Source organism: Escherichia sp. KTE159 (assembly GCF_000408805.1).
In the GTDB taxonomy this organism is placed as follows: Bacteria; Pseudomonadota; Gammaproteobacteria; order Enterobacterales; family Enterobacteriaceae; genus Escherichia; species Escherichia marmotae.
Map to the genome: position 1 here is coordinate 3,399,296 of NZ_KE137292.1, position 18,976 is coordinate 3,418,271.

The 18,976-nt window shown below is 52.6% G+C and carries 12 protein-coding genes; 4 read left to right on the top strand and 8 right to left on the bottom strand.

Annotation, left to right across the window (positions count from 1 at the left end):
* Nucleotides 1-4: 4 nt before the first annotated feature.
* On the bottom strand, nucleotides 5-607 hold the full coding sequence (locus tag A31E_RS05575) for a helix-turn-helix transcriptional regulator (protein WP_001165765.1): 603 nt from the start codon (nucleotides 605-607) through the stop codon (nucleotides 5-7).
* Between the two features lie 518 nt (nucleotides 608-1,125).
* On the opposite strand from A31E_RS05575, the gene A31E_RS05570 reads away from it, so the two are divergent.
* The 3 genes from A31E_RS05570 (at nucleotide 1,126) to A31E_RS05560 (ending at nucleotide 4,819) form a co-directional block, all read left to right on the top strand.
* Entirely contained in the window at nucleotides 1,126-2,025 is a 900-nt protein-coding gene (locus tag A31E_RS05570; RefSeq protein WP_032159445.1) for a LysR family transcriptional regulator, read from the top strand.
* A 48-nt stretch (nucleotides 2,026-2,073) separates the two neighbouring features.
* Nucleotides 2,074-3,087 (top strand): inner membrane protein YhjD, encoded by a 1,014-nt coding sequence (yhjD, locus tag A31E_RS05565; RefSeq protein ID WP_000191245.1) that lies wholly within the window; start codon nucleotides 2,074-2,076, stop codon nucleotides 3,085-3,087.
* A 409-nt stretch (nucleotides 3,088-3,496) separates the two neighbouring features.
* Nucleotides 3,497-4,819 (top strand): MFS transporter, encoded by a 1,323-nt coding sequence (locus A31E_RS05560; protein ID WP_001149022.1) that lies wholly within the window; start codon nucleotides 3,497-3,499, stop codon nucleotides 4,817-4,819.
* 181 nt (nucleotides 4,820-5,000) lie between these two features.
* Here A31E_RS05560 and A31E_RS05555 read toward each other — a convergent pair whose 3' ends face one another.
* Both A31E_RS05555 and pdeH read right to left on the bottom strand, forming a co-directional pair.
* Nucleotides 5,001-7,061: an AsmA family protein gene (locus tag A31E_RS05555; protein WP_016249325.1), complete on the bottom strand. Its 2,061-nt coding sequence runs from the start codon at nucleotides 7,059-7,061 to the stop codon at nucleotides 5,001-5,003.
* Nucleotides 7,062-7,130: 69 nt separating this feature from the next.
* A complete protein-coding gene (gene pdeH / locus A31E_RS05550) occupies nucleotides 7,131-7,898 on the bottom strand; it encodes a cyclic-guanylate-specific phosphodiesterase (RefSeq protein WP_000621117.1) in 768 nt (255 codons plus the stop codon).
* Nucleotides 7,899-8,129: 231 nt separating this feature from the next.
* Here pdeH and kdgK point away from each other — a divergent pair, with 231 nt between their 5' ends.
* A complete protein-coding gene (kdgK, locus tag A31E_RS05545) occupies nucleotides 8,130-9,059 on the top strand; it encodes a 2-dehydro-3-deoxygluconokinase (protein ID WP_016249326.1) in 930 nt (309 codons plus the stop codon).
* Nucleotides 9,060-9,154: 95 nt separating this feature from the next.
* On the opposite strand, the gene A31E_RS05540 is transcribed toward kdgK, so the two are convergent.
* The 5 genes from A31E_RS05540 to bcsZ all read right to left on the bottom strand — a co-directional run bounded on the left by A31E_RS05540 (nucleotide 9,155) and on the right by bcsZ (nucleotide 18,971).
* The gene (locus A31E_RS05540) at nucleotides 9,155-10,651 is read right to left on the bottom strand and encodes a M16 family metallopeptidase (RefSeq protein WP_001163174.1); all 1,497 of its coding nucleotides are present in this window, start codon (nucleotides 10,649-10,651) and stop codon (nucleotides 9,155-9,157) included.
* A 219-nt stretch (nucleotides 10,652-10,870) separates the two neighbouring features.
* Nucleotides 10,871-12,157 carry a C4-dicarboxylate transporter DctC gene (gene dctA, locus A31E_RS05535; RefSeq protein ID WP_000858222.1) on the bottom strand — a complete coding sequence of 429 codons (1,287 nt, stop codon included), beginning with the start codon at nucleotides 12,155-12,157 and terminating at the stop codon, nucleotides 10,871-10,873.
* Nucleotides 12,158-12,339: 182 nt separating this feature from the next.
* Nucleotides 12,340-14,328 carry a biofilm formation regulator HmsP gene (gene hmsP, locus A31E_RS05530; protein ID WP_001266370.1) on the bottom strand — a complete coding sequence of 663 codons (1,989 nt, stop codon included), beginning with the start codon at nucleotides 14,326-14,328 and terminating at the stop codon, nucleotides 12,340-12,342.
* 81 nt (nucleotides 14,329-14,409) lie between these two features.
* Entirely contained in the window at nucleotides 14,410-17,883 is a 3,474-nt protein-coding gene (gene bcsC / locus A31E_RS05525) for a cellulose synthase complex outer membrane protein BcsC (protein WP_016249327.1), read from the bottom strand.
* Complete coding sequence (bcsZ, locus tag A31E_RS05520; RefSeq protein ID WP_001517308.1) at nucleotides 17,865-18,971, bottom strand: cellulose synthase complex periplasmic endoglucanase BcsZ; 1,107 nt, start codon at nucleotides 18,969-18,971, stop codon at nucleotides 17,865-17,867. The genes bcsC and bcsZ overlap by 19 nt, the downstream gene beginning before the upstream one ends.
* Between the last annotated feature and the right edge of the window lie 5 nt (nucleotides 18,972-18,976).

Here is an 18,976-nt window from a genome sequence, read left to right on the forward strand (position 1 = left end):
CTCTTCAGGAGGAGATATTTAACATCATTGCCGCCTGGGTTCGGTTTTTCACTTCCAGACGTCGATAAAGCGATTCCAGATGCGCCTTTACCGTTCCGGTGCTGATATTTAACGCCCGGCCAATCTCTTTATTCGATTCGCCTGCCGCCAGCATGGTTAAAATTTCCCGCTGGCGGGCGCTTAATGATGCGAGATCTTTCGACTCTTTTTCCGGCGCTGTTCGCCAGTCGCCGGGCAGAAACATCATGCCCATCACCGCACTATTTACCGCCAATACGAACGTCTCAACGGTTGAATCACGCGGCACAATGGCCATCACATTAAAGTGGATAACCTCCTGCAACCATCGTTTGTTGCAATCCGTCGCCGTGATTAACACTTTAATATCAGGAAATTGCACCACGGTTTTTTGCAATAACCACTGGCAAAATTCACCGTCTTGATCGCCATCCAACATCACTAAGGCTTCGGGATAGCTTTCAAGTCTTTGCCATAGCTCATCTGCCTGACTGACGCCCTGAATACCTACCCCTGGAATACGCTGTTGTAAACTGATTTTCATTCCATGAATAAATATTGACTGCCTGTCAAACATGATTATTTGCATTACTGAATCTCCACCTGAATACGTTAAAAAGACTTAAGTAGTGGAAGGGTATTACCCGAGAGACAAAATAAGAATTCGCCATTTGGCGGTGGCCATTCTACAGAGATGAAACGTAGAAAATAGTTACCGATATAAATAGTTACAGCTAAATGCCCGAAATTACATGTCGAGGGCACTATTTAAAAAATTCTTAAGGAATTCCTTATATTTTGCACCGCATTCAGGCAAGTAAAGTAGATTTATCGCTCGTTTTAATAACGTCTACGGTTAAAGAAAATGATTAGATTGCGCACTAATCCGCAATACGCTGTTTGTGCATTTTATGAAATGAGTCAAAATTATGACCTTCTGCTGGTTATTTCTCTATTCAGGGAACGCTAATCCACCCTTTATTCTCTAAAATATCCTCACTTTCTGCGTTGCACCGTTGTGAAATCATGCATTAGATGTTAGAAAAAACAATAAATAATGCGATATGCGCGTTACTGTTTCGCTGTGAACAACAATCGGTCAAAGAAATGGATAAAATTCACGCAATGCAGTTGTTCATCAAAGTCGCGGAGCTGGAAAGTTTTTCCCGCGCGGCAGATTTCTTTGCTCTGCCGAAAGGTAGCGTCTCGCGTCAAATCCAGGCACTGGAAAACCAGCTTGGCACCCAGCTCCTCCAGCGTACCACGCGGCGGGTACAACTGACGCCGGATGGTATGACCTATTATCAACGGGCGAAAGATGTGTTGAGTAATCTCAACGAACTGGACGGCCTGTTTTTGCAGGATACCACCAGCATCAGCGGTAAATTGCGCGTCGATATCCCGGTCGGAATGGCGAAAAATTTGTTGCTGCCGCGGTTACCCGATTTTCTGTATCAGTATCCGGGTATTGAACTCGAATTAAGCAGCAGCGACCGTCAGGTAGATATTCTTCATGATGGCTTTGATTGTGTGGTTCGCACAGGTACGTTACCCGACGATGGACTCATCACCCGTCCACTCGGCAAACTGACGATGGTCAACTGTGCCAGTCCGCACTATCTGACGCGCTTTGGTTATCCGCAAAATCCCGACGATCTGACTTCACACGCGGTAGTGCATTACACGCCACATCTGGGCGTGCACCCATTGGGTTTTGAGGTCGCCAGTGGTCATGGCGTCCAGTGGTTTAAGTCCGGCGGCATGTTGACGGTAAACAGTAGCGAAACCTATCTCGCCGCCGGTCTGGCGGGGCTGGGGATTATTCAGATCCCCCGCATCGCCGTGCGCGAAGCCCTGCGCGCCGGACGGCTTATTGAAGTGTTGCCCAGCTATCGCGCCGCTCCACTCTCCATTTCCCTGGTTTACCCTCAGCGTCGGGAGCTTTCCCGCCGTGTAAACCTGTTTATGCAGTGGGTTGCAGGCGTAATGAAAGAGCACCTGGACTGACCGACTATACTTTTTAAGACAGACAACGACTGAAGGACTAAAGAGCGGATGACGCAGGAAAACGAGATCAAACGTCCCACCCAGGATCTGGAGCATGAGCCGATTAAGCATCTGGATAATAGCGATAAAGGCGGCAAAGTCAGCCAGGTGCTGGAAACTGTCACCACCACCGCCGAAAAAGTCCAACGCCAACCGATCATCGCGCACCTGATTCGCGCGACTGAACGCTTTAACGATCGACTGGGTAATCAGTTTGGCGCAGCGATCACCTATTTCTCGTTTTTGTCGATGATCCCGATTTTGATGGTGTCGTTTGCCGCTGGGGGTTTTGTGCTGGCTTCGCATCCGATGCTGTTACAGGATATCTTCGACAAAATTCTGCAAAACATCAGCGATCCAACGCTTGCCGCCACGTTGAAAAACACCATCAACACCGCTGTTCAGCAGCGTACTACCGTAGGTCTTGTTGGCCTGGCGGTGGCACTTTATTCCGGCATCAACTGGATGGGCAATTTACGTGAAGCGATTCGCGCCCAGTCGCGTGATGTCTGGGAACGTTCGCCGCAAGATCAAGAAAAATTCTGGGTTAAATATCTGCGTGATTTTATTTCGCTGATTGGCTTGTTGATTGCGCTGATTGTGACGCTCTCAATCACCTCCGTTGCCGGTTCTGCGCAGCAAATGATTATTAGCGCATTACACCTTAATAGCATTGAGTGGCTGAAACCGACGTGGCGATTGATTGGCCTGGCGATTTCCATCTTCGCCAACTATCTGCTTTTCTTCTGGATCTTCTGGCGGCTGCCGCGTCACCGCCCACGGAAAAAGGCGCTAATTCGCGGGACATTCATCGCAGCTATTGGTTTTGAAGTGATTAAAATTGTGATGACCTACACCCTGCCATCGCTGATGAAATCCCCCTCCGGCGCAGCCTTTGGTTCCGTGCTGGGGCTGATGGCATTTTTCTACTTCTTCGCCCGTCTGACGCTGTTTTGCGCGGCGTGGATTGCCACCGCCGAGTACAAAGATGACCCGCGAATGCCGGGTAAAACACAACATTAAAATATGCCGGATGCGGCGCAAACGCTTTATCCGGCCTACGAATTTATTCGGTCTGGCTCCCCCTGGCCGGGTAAGATGCTCCAGCATCGCATCCGGCTATAACGCGCACATAACCTCCTGAAACTCTTCCCCCTTCGCCTTTTCAGTATCGCTTCAGGAGCAAACAATTTCATGCCAACTCATAAGCTCAGCATATAAATCCAGTTGGTAACTTTTATTTAACCTAAAACCAGTTTTATCGACTATTTATGAAATTATGTGAAGCATTTCATAGAAGAAAAATCACCAGCCTAAACATTATCCCCTTTTTGCCTGGTTTTTAGTCGTTTTCGTGGTTTGTTACACATTGAAATATCACTTTTGCTGTGCGTAATATGGCTATTCGTTAGACAAAAAATAAGAAAAAATTATGCAAGCAACAGCCACAACACTCGACAACGAGCAAGAATACACGCCGATCAACTCGCGTAATAAAGTCCTTGTCGCCTCCCTCATTGGCACGGCCATTGAGTTTTTCGACTTCTACATTTACGCCACTGCGGCCGTTATTGTATTCCCGCATATCTTCTTCCCGCAGGGCGATCCGGCGGCGGCGACACTACAGTCGCTCGCGACCTTCGCTATCGCTTTCGTCGCGCGCCCCATCGGCTCTGCCGTGTTTGGTCATTTTGGCGATCGCGTTGGGCGTAAAGCGACGCTGGTCGCCTCTTTGCTAACGATGGGAATTTCGACGGTGGTCATCGGCCTGCTGCCTGGCTACGCAACGATTGGTATTTTCGCCCCGCTGCTGCTGGCGCTGGCTCGATTTGGTCAGGGCCTGGGATTAGGCGGTGAATGGGGCGGCGCAGCGCTGCTGGCGACCGAAAATGCGCCGCCGCGTAAACGTGCGCTGTATGGCTCCTTCCCGCAGTTGGGCGCACCGATTGGCTTCTTCTTTGCCAACGGCACTTTCCTGCTGCTTTCCTGGCTGCTAACCGACGAGCAGTTTATGAGCTGGGGCTGGCGCGTGCCGTTTATCTTCTCGGCGGTGCTGGTGATTATCGGCCTGTATGTTCGCGTGTCGCTGCATGAGTCGCCGGTGTTTGAGAAAGTCGCTAAAGCGAAAAAGCAGGTGAAGATCCCGCTGGGTACGCTGCTGACCAAACACGTACGCGTTACGGTACTCGGCACCTTTATCATGCTGGCGACCTATACGCTGTTTTACATCATGACCGTCTATTCAATGACCTTCAGTACCGCCGCCGCACCAGTCGGGCTTGGCCTGCCGCGAAATGAAGTGCTGTGGATGCTGATGATGGCAGTAATCGGTTTTGGCGTGATGGTGCCGGTAGCCGGATTGCTGGCTGATGCCTTTGGTCGTCGTAAAAGCATGGTAATCATCACCACACTGATCATCCTGTTCGCACTGTTCGCCTTTAACCCGCTGCTCGGTTCTGGCAACCCGATTCTGGTTTTTGCCTTCCTGCTGCTGGGGTTAAGTCTGATGGGGCTGACCTTCGGGCCAATGGGCGCGCTGTTGCCAGAGCTGTTCCCAACGGAAGTGCGTTACACCGGAGCATCATTCTCTTACAACGTATCGTCGATTCTCGGGGCTTCCGTTGCACCGTATATCGCGGCCTGGCTGCAGACTCACTACGGGTTAGGTGCGGTAGGGTTATATCTGGCGGCGATGGCCGGCTTGACGCTAATCGCTCTGCTGCTGACGCATGAGACGCGACATCAGTCGTTGTAATAAGAGTGAAAAGCCTGATGCGCTACGCTTATCAGGCCTGAATTTCCATACAATGTATTGAATTCACAAGGATTAGTAGGCCGGATAAGGCGTTCACGCCGCATCCGGCATGAACAAAGCACACTTTGCCAACAATCTAAATCTGTTTAATTGCCGGATGCCAGACATCCGGCAATTATCATCACTTCTTCATCTGCGACAAAATCATCCGGCACTGATTAGCTTCACCTTCTGAAGGTGATATCAACGCCAGTAATGCCGCCGCAGGTGTCACCAGCGTTGCCAGTGCTGCCGCAACAGCACCACGGGCAATCAACGGCCCTGCTTTCACCCCTGCCTGCGGATTTTTGAACGTTCCGCGGACATACAGCGGCGAACGCAGCGTGATAATCCGAATACCTTTGCTCTCTGGATCGACAGTTAAATCCAGTTGCTCCGAAGCAAAACTTGCCGTGCCGGTAACATTAATCAACGCATTCTCAGTATCGAAAGCAAAAATCTGCGGACGCACCACGCCGTTGGCAATATCCAGATTCGCCGCCGCGCAGTTCATCCGCACCTCGTCATCACCAAAAATCGCACCGACAATGTAGTTACCGACGTTCAAGCCGACAATCTCCATCAGGTTACGGCTCACCAGCCCGTCATTCATCAACAGTTTCAGGTTGCCATTACTATTTCCCAGCAGCGCCGCCACCGAGTTGCCGCTACCGCGTAGTTCAGCATCGCCGTTCATTTCACCCAGTGTTTTCTGCATCAGCGCCACATCCGGCATCAACGCTTTCAGTTTCAGCCGACGAGCCTGAATATCCGCCCGACCCTGCATCGGTTTTTTATCCCCTTCCAGATGAATGTTCGCCGCAATACTGCCGCCCGCCATGCCAAATTTCAGCGGTTGCAGGCGCAGGTCGGCGTTTTTGAGGATGATATGGGTAGAAAGATCGCTAATCGGCAGACTGCTGCCATGCTCAATGCGCCGACCTTTAAAACGGACATCGGCATCCATCGCATCCCATTTATCGGTTTCGAAGCGGTCATATGGCAGCACTTTGCCCGCAGGCTGAACATTCTTTTCGCCCTTCTTCTGTTCAGACCGTTTCGACTTTTCCGCACCTTTCCCGGAATCAACGCCAATCAACGGCCCCAGATCTGCCAGCCGTAACTGCCGCGACTCGACGTCACCTTCCAGTTTTGGTCGTGGTTTGCCGGTGGTGTAGACCAGAGAACCGTGAATATCGCTATCACCAATGCGCCCGTTAAAGCCGCGATAATCAAAGACCGACGATTTTTCAGTGTCGATTTTCGCTACCAGTCGGCCATCGGTTTCAAACGGCGGCGTATCGGGCAACAGAACGCCGGTCAGTTCGTAGAGATCACCCAGCGAATCGCCATAAAATTTAAGCCGTAAATCGACGCCGCCCATTTTCATTGGGTCATTCACCACGCCATCAAAAGCGACACGGGTGTTACCGGAGCGAAAATCAGCCTGTACCGGAAACGGTGTCCCTTCACCACGCAGCGCTAGCATACCGCCAATTTTACCCGTCCCCATGAGTGGTTCGCCGTTATAGCGCCCTTGTGCTTTCAGGCCAAAAACGTAATCGCCCACCTTTTCTTGATCCGTTTTACCTTTCGATCCGGTCACTTCGCTGAACGGCAACGGCTTGCCTAACGGATCAACAAAAATCTCCAGATCCGCTTTGCTTACTTTGTCATCAATAGCGATCCGCCCTTGATCGAACAGAATATTATCCAGCCGAAACGACCACGCCGATGGTTTTGCATTCGCGTCTTTGTTGTCATCGTTGCCGAGGTTGAACGTCCAGTTGTTGTTCTTTTCAGAGAGGCGAATCAGGCGCGCATCAGGCTTTTCCAGCTTGATCCACGGCAACCAGACCGTTTTGGTCAGCAGCGCCAGCGGAGCCAGCGTCGCTTCTACGCGCGGCAAATGCACCATCGTTACTTCGGGAATATCCGGCGGGTTGCCGAGAATGATGTCTTCTGCGTGCACATGAGGCCACGGCACCCAGCTACGCCAGCCGGTTTCTTGTTTTTGCCGCTCCCACACCACGCCCAGATCGCCACGAATAGCGAAGGGGCGATTCAATTCCGCAGAGACTTTCTGGTTGATGGTCGGTTTGAGACGATTCCAGTCAAAAGTCGCAATCAAAATGATCGCCACGACGACCAACAACAAGAAAGCCCCTGAAATCGCAGCGGTTATTTTGCCTGCCTTGCTCATAGTTCGCTTCCTCATGTTCTTCCTGTGCCAGTCCTAAAGATAGTCCAGCCAGGCGAAAAATGAGGCGGCTTACAGAGCCAGCGCCACTGAATCCAGCGTTTCTATCGGCGCAGGGCGCGAAAGAAACCAGCCTTGTGCAGCGAATGCGGGAGAATTTTGCACATCGCCCCATTCTTCCTCAGTCTCGACACCTTCGACAATCACGCCGCGGCAGTAGCGGTTCATCAAATGCAAAAGCTGGGAAAAGAGCGTGCGGCCTTCCGGAGACTGGCGCAGCATCACAAACAACTCGCGAGCGATTTTGATGTAGTCATAACGCACTTCACTTAGCGCAGAAAAGTTTGCCATCCCGGTGCCAAAATCATCCAGCCACAGCGGGCCAAATTCGCACATTGAGGCAAATGTTGAATCTTTCGGCAGGCGGATGTGTTCCACCAGTTCAAAGCGCAGCCAGGGAAGACGGTCAATCTGGCGTAAAATCTCCGGCCGCTGACGCAGGGCGAGAAGTGTAGGACCATCAATATTAACCGATGCCAGCAGACCGTGCTCAGCAAAGAACGCGGCTTTTTTCGCTAGTAAATCAATCTGTTCTTTCACCACATCCATCCGATGCCTGACGGTGATTTCGGCAAAATAACGATCTGGCGGCAGTCGTTGCAAAGGATTATCGGGATGCGTGACAACCGTTAAAAGCTCCACGGCCATCAATCGCCCGGAAGTCTGGTAAATCGGCTGCCAGGTGTAAGCTCGCTCACATTGCAACCAAAAACGCCGTTCCTGCAAGCTCTCGATGCTTGCTTCAGGGTTGCTTATTCGCTGGATAACCTGCCTTATCATCGAAGATGTCCTGTGTTTAAAAGTGATACTGGCCGGACTCGACAAATATTATCGGCGCGCTACGGCAGAACTTTACCGCCAGAGAGGAGTTAATTTGCCCGCGCAACGACGGAATTTCTCAGGAATACGTTCTGGCTCAAAAAAATAATGGAACAGTGTTTTAATATAGTTGACCAACAAACCACCGCAGCGCAAACTAACGCTAATTTTTTACAGATCAGGTTCACGACTATGTCCAAAAAGATTGCCGTGATTGGCGAATGCATGATTGAGCTTTCCGAGAAAGGCGCAGACGTTAAGCGCGGTTTCGGCGGCGATACCCTGAACACTTCCGTCTACATCGCTCGTCAGGTCGATCCTGCGGCATTAACCGTTCATTACGTAACGGCGCTGGGAACGGACAGTTTTAGTCAGCAGATGCTGGACGCCTGGCACGGAGAGAACGTCGATACTTCCCTGACCCAACGGATGGAAAACCGTCTGCCGGGTCTTTATTACATTGAAACCGACAGCACCGGCGAACGGACTTTCTACTACTGGCGTAACGAAGCCGCGGCCAAATTCTGGCTGGAGAGCGAGCAATCGGCGGCGATTTGTGCAGAACTGGCGAATTTTGATTATCTCTATCTGAGCGGCATTAGCCTGGCGATCTTAAGCCCCACCAGTCGCGAAAAACTGCTTTCTCTGCTGCGCGAATGCCGCGCCAATGGCGGGAAAGTAATTTTTGACAATAACTACCGTCCACGCCTGTGGGCCAGCAAAGAAGAGACGCAGCAGGTCTACCAGCAAATGCTGGAATGCACGGACATCGCTTTCCTGACGCTGGATGATGAAGATGCGCTGTGGGGTCAACAGCCGGTGGAAGACGTCATTGCGCGTATCCATAACGCGGGCGTGAAAGAAGTGGTGGTGAAACGCGGCGCAGATTCTTGCCTGGTGTCCATTGTGGGCGAAGGGTTAGTGGACGTTCCGGCGGTAAAACTGCCGAAAGAAAAAGTGATCGATACCACCGCTGCGGGCGACTCTTTCAGCGCCGGTTATTTGGCTGTACGCCTTACCGGCGGCAGTGCAGAAGAAGCGGCAAAACGCGGGCATTTGACTGCCAGCACCGTGATTCAGTATCGCGGCGCGATTATCCCGCGTGAGGCGATGCCAGCGTAAAAACAGCATATGCAAAAGGCTGGATAAAGTGTTACTCCTCTATCCAGCTCTTCCATAAATGCCTGATGGTTGTGCTAACTCATCACCATCAGGCATTACTGTGCGGGTGGAATATCCGTCACTTCAGGATGCACATCATCTGCGGCTACAGATGTGGCGGCAGCCGCAGTAGATGGTGCCATGATTTGATCCCAGGCGGCCTGCAATCCTTTCATGTTAAATTCCGGCTCACCTTTCGGCTGCAACAGAATTAACGCCATGTCGTTCGACAACTGCTGACGCAGATCCTGATTTAACATTTCTACCGTCAGGCTGTTAAGAAAATCCTGACGCAGTTTCTGATATTGCTCTGGCGCGATATCGACGACCTGATTTTGCAGTGAACGCATCCGCTGCCCCATCAGAATATCGGTATCAGCTCGCGCATAAGCAGCAAACAGTTTCTGTAACTCCAGTTTCTTTTGCGCAACCAGAGCGTTGAACTCTTCTTCTGGCAGGCCTTTATCACGAACTTTCGCCAGTTCACGCGCAACCAGATTCAGGTTGCTGTTCAGTTTGTCGTTTGGCGACTCGATGTTGATGGCACATTGCGCACGCTGATACAGCACACGGCAGTCAAAACCGAGGCCGATATCTTTGCTGTTATTGGCGCTTAGTGCTTGCTGAACATGCCAGAACAGCGCCTCACGGGCCAGATCAGCACGCCAGTAGCGCAGGAGCGCCGCTGACTCACGAATCGGCTGCCACGGCGTATCCCACATAATGGATAACCGGTCCTGACGCACTGCGTCAGTCATAATGCTTACCGCTTCGGCGCGCAGCGGAGAAAGCGTCGGCACTGGTGCCGGTGTTTCACGTTTGCCTTTCAATTCGCCAAAGGTTTTGTTGATTTGGTCGACAACCGAGCGCGCATCAACATTACCCACCACCAGCAGCGTCATAGCATCTGGGGTGTACCATTTCTGGTAGAAATCTTTAATTTTCGCCGCCTCAACGGGTTGTTTCAGCGAATCAGCAGGATCGTGACCTAGCAAGGTAGATCCTTTCAAACGATAGCGCCACCAGCCTTCTTTGGTGTCGGCTGGCCAGGTTGCCACCATGTCCTGGCTTTGCAACGCATGGTTTACCGTTTCTGGCGTGATGGTCAGCTTGCCGGTCGTATTCGCCAGATAAGAGAGCGCTTCTTTCAGCAGGTCGTTACGGTTATTTGGCAAACTAAGATTAAACAGCGTGGTGTCATAAGAGACGATCACCGGCGGCATTGGACGCTTAGGGTCGATCCCCTGTTGCCACAATGAGCGTGCCTGTGCTGCTTCCAGGCCACCGCTTTGCGTTAGCGCAATACGAGGAATAGCGTGGCTGTAACCGCTCTGTTGTGTACTTTCAGCGAGCGAACCGGTATTAACCAGCAGGCGAATTTCAACACGATCGCTGGGACGCTGAGGCGTGGTCAGCACTTGCCACTGTAAACCGTTGGAGAGCGTCCCCTGTTGCCATGCTGGATCAGGCTGGAGCGCATCTGCCTGCACATAGCCAGCAGTGGCCATCACCAGCAAACCGCCCGCTAAAAGTCGAATTTTTGTGCCCTGCATGTGAACCCCTGATCAACTATCCTGGTAATAAAAGACTGCCCGTTGTCGGTCAGTCTGAATGACGTTAAAAACACTTCGTGTTAGACCGCAAGAACATGAAAATGTCACGGAGGAAGTGAAATAAACCCGAACTCACCCAGGGGGTCAGTTCGGGCACAGGGGTCAATTATGCGCAAACACCCGCACTCGGGGAAGGGAGTGCGGGCATAAGTAGTGAGATTAAGAGGATAATTCGTGCGTTTTGCCATCCGGCGCACGATTATTCAGCACATCATCCAGTTTTTTGTGGTCCAGTTCTTTAACCCACTTCGCTACCACGATAGTTGCGACACCATTACCGACAAGATTAGTCAGCGCACGAGCTTCCGACATAAAGCGGTCGATGCCGAGGATCAGCGCCAGACCAGCCACCGGTAAATGACCCACGGCTGAAAGCGTCGCCGCCAGCACGATAAAGCCACTGCCCGTTACCCCTGCCGCCCCTTTGGAAGAAAGCAGCAACACAACTAACAGCGTGATTTGGTGGACGATATCCATCTCACTGTTGGTGGCCTGGGCGATAAACACCGCCGCCATCGTCAAGTATATCGATGTTCCGTCAAGATTAAACGAGTAGCCTGTTGGGATAACCAACCCCACCACCGATTTCCGGCAACCGAGTTTCTCCATCTTGTCGAGCATACGCGGCAGCGCTGACTCGGAAGAAGACGTCCCCAAAACAATCAGCAATTCTTCACGGATATAACGGATAAATTTGAAGATACTGAAACCGGTCGCTTTAGCGATTGAACCCAGTACCAGCACCACAAACAGGATACAGGTGATGTAGAAGCAGATAATGAGCTGCCCCAGTTGCACCAGTGTGCCGACGCCGTATTTACCGATAGTAAACGCCATCGCCCCAAACGCACCAATGGGTGCCAGGCGCATGATCATATTGATAATGCCGAAGATGACCTGTGAGAAACTTTCGATAACGTTAAAAATCAGTTGGCCTTTGCTACCCAAACGATGGAGCGCAAAACCAAACAGGACGGCAAACAACAGCACCTGCAGGATGTTACCGCTGGCAAATGCGCCAATAACACTCGCCGGGATGACATCCATAATGAAGGCGACAATGCCCTGATCTTTCGCCTGCGCGGCGTAAACCGCGACCGCTTTCGCATCAAGACTTGCCGGATCGACGTTCATTCCGGCACCAGGCTGCACGACGTTAACGATGATAAGACCAATAATCAGCGCGATGGTACTGACAACTTCAAAGTAAAGCAGTGCGACAGCGCCGGTACGACCGACCGCCTTCATGCTTTCCATGCCCGCAATGCCAGTTACGACAGTACAAAAGATGACGGGAGCGATGATCATCTTAATGAGCTTAACGAATCCGTCGCCAAGCGGTTTCATTTGCTCGCCTATTTCAGGATAGAAATGGCCAAGGAGAATACCAATGGCTATCGCTGTCAGGACCTGAAAGTAAAGGCTTTTAAACAGAGAGGTCTTCATAGGGTGTCCTTTAGTAAAACCACAGGTCTTGTAAGGTTATGGTGTACCTGCGGCCTTAAAATAACACCCAGACAACATCACAGAAATGTACCTGGATCATAATTGAAACAAAAAGGTTAAAAAGTTTGAGCTGGCTCGCACAAACCAGCACTTTTTAAAGTTTTGTAATCAGTTTGGGGTAGTTATTTATCTTCCAGGTAACTCTCTTCGAAGATTTCAATGGGGAGTGGCCGTGCAAAAAGGAAGCCCTGGGCAATACCCACGCCCGCTTTTGCCAGCCAGTCGCGTTGCGCTTCAGTCTCCACGCCTTCGGCAATCATTTGTAGGTTCAGACTTTGCGCCAGCATGATAATTGCGGTAATCATGCTGCTATCTTCTGGCAAGCCTTCAACGAACATTTTGTCGATTTTCAGCACGTCTATTGGCAACGATTTCATATGCTGCAACTGACGTAGCCCTGCGTAACCCATGCCGAAATCATCCAGTGCCACCTGTACTCCGGCATTTCGCAGCGGACGGAGGATCGCCACCGCCGCTTGCGGGTCATCAATACGTCGACTCTCTGTCACTTCCAGAATCAGCGTTCCCGGCTGAATGCGATAGCGGGTTAACAACTCCAGCATATCCGGCACCATATTCGGGTGCATAAGCTGTAGCGCCGAGAGGTTCACCGACAACGGCAGCATAATGCCGCGCTCTTGCCAGGCGGCAAGCAGCCGACAGGACTCCTCCAGCACCCAATGACCAACGGTAACCATCAGTCCACAGGACTCAATTCGATCGATTAGCCCATCCGGCAATTCCCAACTACCATCCGGTTGCTGGATACGCAACAACACTTCCGCACTGACTAATTTGCCACTGGTCATCTCCACCTGTGGCTGCAACCAAATAGCAAACTGATGATTTTCCAGTGCATTAAGGATATCGCTCTCTTCCGTCAGCCGCTGTTGAGCTTCTTCCATCTGCTGCGGATCATAGAACTGAATTTGATTCTTCCCTTTATGACGAGCAGTAAACGCCGCTGAAATAGCACGACCATAAAGTTGTTCGGCAGTAAGATCGCCATAGAACATCGCCACACCAATGCTACAGTGTGGACGCAGTTGAATACGTTCAATTGGCAAACGCTCGCTCATGATAGTAAGCACTTGCTGACCTAATGTGATAGCGTGCCACGGCTCCTGTACGCCGTTAGCGATAACAGCGAAGTCATAGCCGCTGACCTGTGCGAGGATCATGCGTGGCGACAGCACAGATTTGATTTTCTCCACCAGCGTCAGTAGCAGGATTTCCCGCTGCGCCTCTTTCAGCACGCCTGCGGTATCACGCAGCGTTTCACAAGTGATGATCATCAGTGCGGTGGTTTGTTTACGTGCAACCACCTGCTCCAGCATCTCCATCAGCAAGGCTTTGTTTGGCAAATCCGACACCGGGAAGCGCATCGCATTTTCGCACTGTTCTTCATAATGGCGCTGCAACAATTGCTGATTAAGGTTGTAACTGCGCACCAGCATACCGATTTCGTCGTCCTGATGCAGACGCGGCAAGGCCAGTTGATGACCAACAATCTCTTGCGGTGGAATGGCGTTTAGTTCGCGAGCAATATTACGTAAAGGATGTAATATCAGTCGGTTAATGCACCAGCTAATCGCCACCGTCAGGATGAGTGACAAAAGTAAGTAAATGGTCACTAACGTAGAGACGGTGCTCATCACGAACTTGTACATGCGGAAGGAATCTGCCTGTAACACCAGATAGGCAATCGGCTGCGGGGTGGCCGGACGCTCCAGCGAGTAGACGCCCAGCGAGATTTGTACCGGTAACTCAAACAATCGGGTGAACATCACTGGCACCGGGCGCTCTGGAATAAAACTTTTACGTAGCGCCTGGAACTGGTTAGGTAATACAACATCGGCGCGGCTGACCACACCCGCCGGTTTTATGCTGGCAAGAATAGCTTCCGCCTGCGGAATATCACCTTTCAAAATGGCGGAAGATAAGGGTTCGCGGACAGAGCGAGCAATGCTTTCCAGTTGCGTAGCCGTGTTATAGCGGTTCTGCTGTACCAGATGAAACAGCAAAACAGTGCAAAAAACAAAAACGAATACCATGACAACGGCCGCCACCATTGCCATCTGCTTAATTGTTAACGAGCGACTAACGCGCAAATTGTCTCCCCCCGGAAATCCCAGATTGCCGCCCGAGTATACCCGATCGCAGCGGCATTAAGAGAGGCGCTATCTGAAAACTTACCAGTCGGCGTAAGGTATCAGCGGCTGCGGCGGTAAATCCATGTCGCCCTGCCATCCGGCGGCGGAATACCGTACATAGAGCAGGAAATGGCTGGGCGCATAATCTTTCGCCTGCTGGATATCGATTGCCGTACCGACAAACCAGTTGGATGTGACGCGGCGTTCAAGTAATGCCCGCGCCGTGTAGCCAAAGCCCTGACTGCTGCCACCGTCGTTGGTCTGGCCGGCTGCATCGTCTTTCCAGTCAGTCGGGATCAGGTTCATCAGCGGATAACGCGGCATGGTTTTGGTTCGTGAATGCGACCACGAGCCAGACGCACCCAGCTCCCACGACCAGTTTTCCGTCCGCTCACGCCACATCACCGGTACGGCAAACGACAGGTATTCCTGCGGGCTGTAGTAACCGCCCTGACCGAGTGAGTACCCACTCAGGTCTTTGTCGTAATGCCAGATCATATTGTTCAGACCAATGGTGACGCGGCGATTGTTCTGGTTGATGACTTTATAGTAATAGCCCGTCATCCAGCGCACGCGCCAGTTATCTTCAACATTTTTACCGGTTAACTGGTCGCCGCTAAGCGATGCCCAGACGCCGTTCGCTTCACCTTTATCGTAGCTCAGGCTTAGCCCCACGCCATCAGCACGCACGCCGCCCCATTTTTTCCCGGTGTTGCCCGGGGAGTCTTTTTGCCCGCCAAAGGCCAGCAAGGAACTGGAGATGGGGCGACGATGGGCGTTAATGGTGTAACCAAGCGGCCCCACGTCGTCGCTGTAACTGATGCCGCCAACGACATCCACCACGTTGAAGCCCATCGGCGTGGTGCCGATATCCCAGCTCCAGACGTCATTGCGCCAGCCGACAGCAACGCTGGCACCGGAATCCGACTGACTGCGATTGCCGCTACAATCCTGTAACGTACAGGTGCCCCAGTTGTTATCCCATTTACCCTCAGCGTCGGCGGAGAAACTGCCAACGTTCATATTGACGAAATCACTGCGGAAGAACATTCGCCCGTCGGAATACGGCGCATCCACCTGCAACATGGTGGTGTGCGCTTTCAGATCAGAATAGCCACCAGTACCGCTCGAACCCCAGTAATCATGTTCGAGGGTGACGTTGAGATCCTGCTGACGATAGAGGTCCGCCGCATCGCTGCGCACGCCGCGTTTCAGCCAGTCGTCCTTCTCGTCATTGCGGGTCAGACGGGTAAAGGTGTCGTTATCCTGCGGACGCGTTGTCGCCACACCGGATGCGACCATTGCGTCTTTGTAGGTTTCCAGCGCCTGCTGCGGTTCCCCCGCCTGCGCTTCAAAACTCGCGCCATCGCGCAGTACCATCGCGCTTTCCATCGACGGTGGTTGAGATTTTGCCTGTGGGATCAGCCTGTTAAACGTCTGCTGCGCCGCCGCGGTATCGCCAAGCTGTGCCTGCACCAGCGCCACACGCCGTTGCGTGTTCAGCGACGCGTTATCGGTGGCGGGCAGTTTCGCCAGTTGGCTGCGCGCTGCCGCTTTGTCGCCTGCAGCAATATCCACTTCCGTCAGGCCAAGAATGGCGTCGATGTTATTCGGCTCGCGCGTAAGGACATTCTGATACGCAGCGCGGGCGGCGGTGTAATCACGCCGTTGCTGCGCCCAGTCGGCCAGCGTGAGGTCAATGCGCGTGGAAGGTGGTTGCTGGCGCAGCATCGCTTCCGCTTCGGCCTCTTTGCCGCTTTCCCGCAGACGGTTAGCGGTTTCCAGCACCTGATCGCTTTGCAGCCGATTAACCAGCTCCTGAATATTGCTGTTCCACTGCGCGCGCGGCAGGTTGTTGATATGCGCCAGCGCCGCCCGCTCCTGATCGTGACCGGAGAGATACAGCCCGTAAGCGTAAACCTGCTCCGGATCGTCTGGTTTCTGCTGTGCCAGATTGCGCATCAGGGTATCGGCCTGGCTACGTTGCCCGGCCTGCCAGAGATCCTGCGACAGCCGGTAAGTAATCCATACACTGCCGGGATCCAGCGCCAGCCGTTGCCGCTGAAGCGCTGCCGCCTGCGCCCATTTGCCCTGATTTTCCAGTGCCTCCGCCTGCTGTGCCAGACGATCGTTTTGCAGGCTGCGTTCGATGTCATCAACGCTGCGCCGCTGGCTGGCCGGGAGCGAGGCAATAAACGCTTCGGCTTTTTCCGGTGACTGCTGGCGATAAATATTCGCCAGTCCGCGCACGGCGTTGGTGTTGCTGCTGTCCATGCGCAGCGTCTGCTGATAATAACGTTCCGCGGCGGGGTAATCTTTGCGCGCCATTGCCACATCACCCAGTCCCAGCACTGCATAGCTGTCGGCGTTATCAACACTGCGCGCCTGCCGGAACAACCGTTCGGCCTGCTCTGGATTATTGGCTTTCAGCGCAGCATCACCCTGCTGGATCGCCAGCCAGTAGCGGTTCACTTTCAACAGGCTGTTCCACTTGTCATTGTTGCTGCTGTGCGGGTCCAGCGCGAGGGCTTTTTCCAGATTCACCACCGCATTCGCGCGATCGCCTTTCTGGGAATACGCCTGGCCCAGCGCCCCCAGAGCTTCACTGTCTTTCGGGTTAGCGCGCACCGCCTGTTGCAGTTCGGGAATAGCTTTACCCGCCATGCCTGAATCCACCGCGGCTAAACCTTGCGCACGAGCGCGGAAATTAGGATCGGCCAGTTGTTTTTGTTGTTCTGCCAGTTGCGATTGCGCCAGTGCCACACTATCGCCATCGCTAAAGATTGAGAGATATTTTTTCAGCGCCTGCACGCTGGCATCACTGACAGGCATGTCTTTTATCTGTGCGTACCAGATTTTAGCGGCACCCTCTCGCCCGGCGTTGGATTTCGCCATCTGTTCCAGCACGGCAAAACCTTCGTCACGGCGATCGCTGCTAAACAGCAATAACGCCAAATTGTTTTGCAACCCCGTATTGCCCGGTGTATCCGCATTGATGCGTTTTAGCTGATTAATCGCTTCGCCACGACGCGCCGGAATTTTCGCCACTGTACTCCAGTACTCGACGGCAATATCACCTTCCGGCGGCGCTCCGTTAAACAGTTTGTTGTAACCTGCCACGGCTTCTTCTGCGTGCCCCGTGGTGGCCTGTAAACGCGCCTGTTGCAGTGCCTGACGACCATCTGCCGTGGAAAGCAGCATGATGGTACGCGACGATTTATACGCATTTGAACTCGGCGCTAATTGCGACAGTCGGTCGAGCTGTTTTTGCGCCCCGTCAGTGTCTCCCTGACGTAATAATGAACGAAAACGAGCAGCAACCACATCCGGGTTATTCGGATCGATAAGCTCCAGACGATACAGCGACTGCTGCACCAGGTCTTCACGATGGGTAGCTTCGCCCACCCGAACCTGCTCCAGCAACTGTTGCTGGGCGGTTGGTGCCGCCTCGACCATCGGCATCATAGCCAGACCGAGGGAAAGCGTAAGAATATTTAGTGTGAATTTGCGCATTCCAGGCCCCAGTCAGGTAATAACTCACCCTTTGTCGAGAAGCGAAAACGGTGTTGATCCCAGCCTTGTCCAAACAGGGTCAACACATAGTTGTAATAGGCATCGCTACCAGGAAAGTTATCGGCTACGCGCTGGCGCTGTACAGCCTGCGCATCACGGTTCTGAAGAAACGGCAACATAGCCGCAGAAAAACCGACTGGCCCTTTACCCTGCGCTTTCCCCGTCGCGACATCAACTTTCTCCGGTGGATAACCATTTTTCTCGGTAAATGTTGCCATCGGTTTAAAACGGTTGAGCATCCGCGCTTTTTGCGGATCGCTATCCGGCATCATGCCGACCCACATATAGACGCGAATAGCGTCGTAACTGCTGATCAACGTTTTCTCCGGCTTTAACTGCCAACCTTTGTCTTTCTCATAGCGTACCCAGTCTGGCGAAAAACCTTTCGGTGCAGTTTCCAGCAGTAAGCGCTGATTGGTTTCGCGCAGCGTAGTCCACGGCGCGCCAAAGCGGGTGAAATACTGCGCCAGCGTTGGAGGCAGGTAACTCGGGTTAAAGCGCCAGGTGTTATCCTCAGCAAAGCCCACTTTGCCCGGTAACAGCATGGAACCCAACCCTGGCACCGTCACCACTTCTTCTTGCGCAATGCGTTTTAACAACGCGCTACCGATGTCGGTATAGCGTTGCTCTTTCCACAATCGTCCTGCTTCCAGCAGTGACCAGGCCATCCAGATATCGCCGTCAGAGGCGGAGTTACTGTCCAGCACTTCCCACTTCGTGTTTTCTTTCTTGCCCCATAGCCAGGCGGGCAAATGTTCTTTTAATGACCCCTGGGCGAGATTGTTCTGCGTCCAGTCGAGAAGGTTGTCGAAAGCCGCACGGTCGTTAGCCGCCAGGGCAAAGAACATGCCGTAACTTTGCCCTTCGGAGGTGGTAATTTTGCGCGCATCACTGGGGTCAATGACGCGCCCCTCCTGACTGATGTAATCCTTTTTGAACTGCTCCCAGGCAGGCCAACTGCAGGCAGCCTGAACACTAAAGGCAGCCAGCAGCAGCATCGTCACGATTCCACTACGCAAAACATTCATCATCA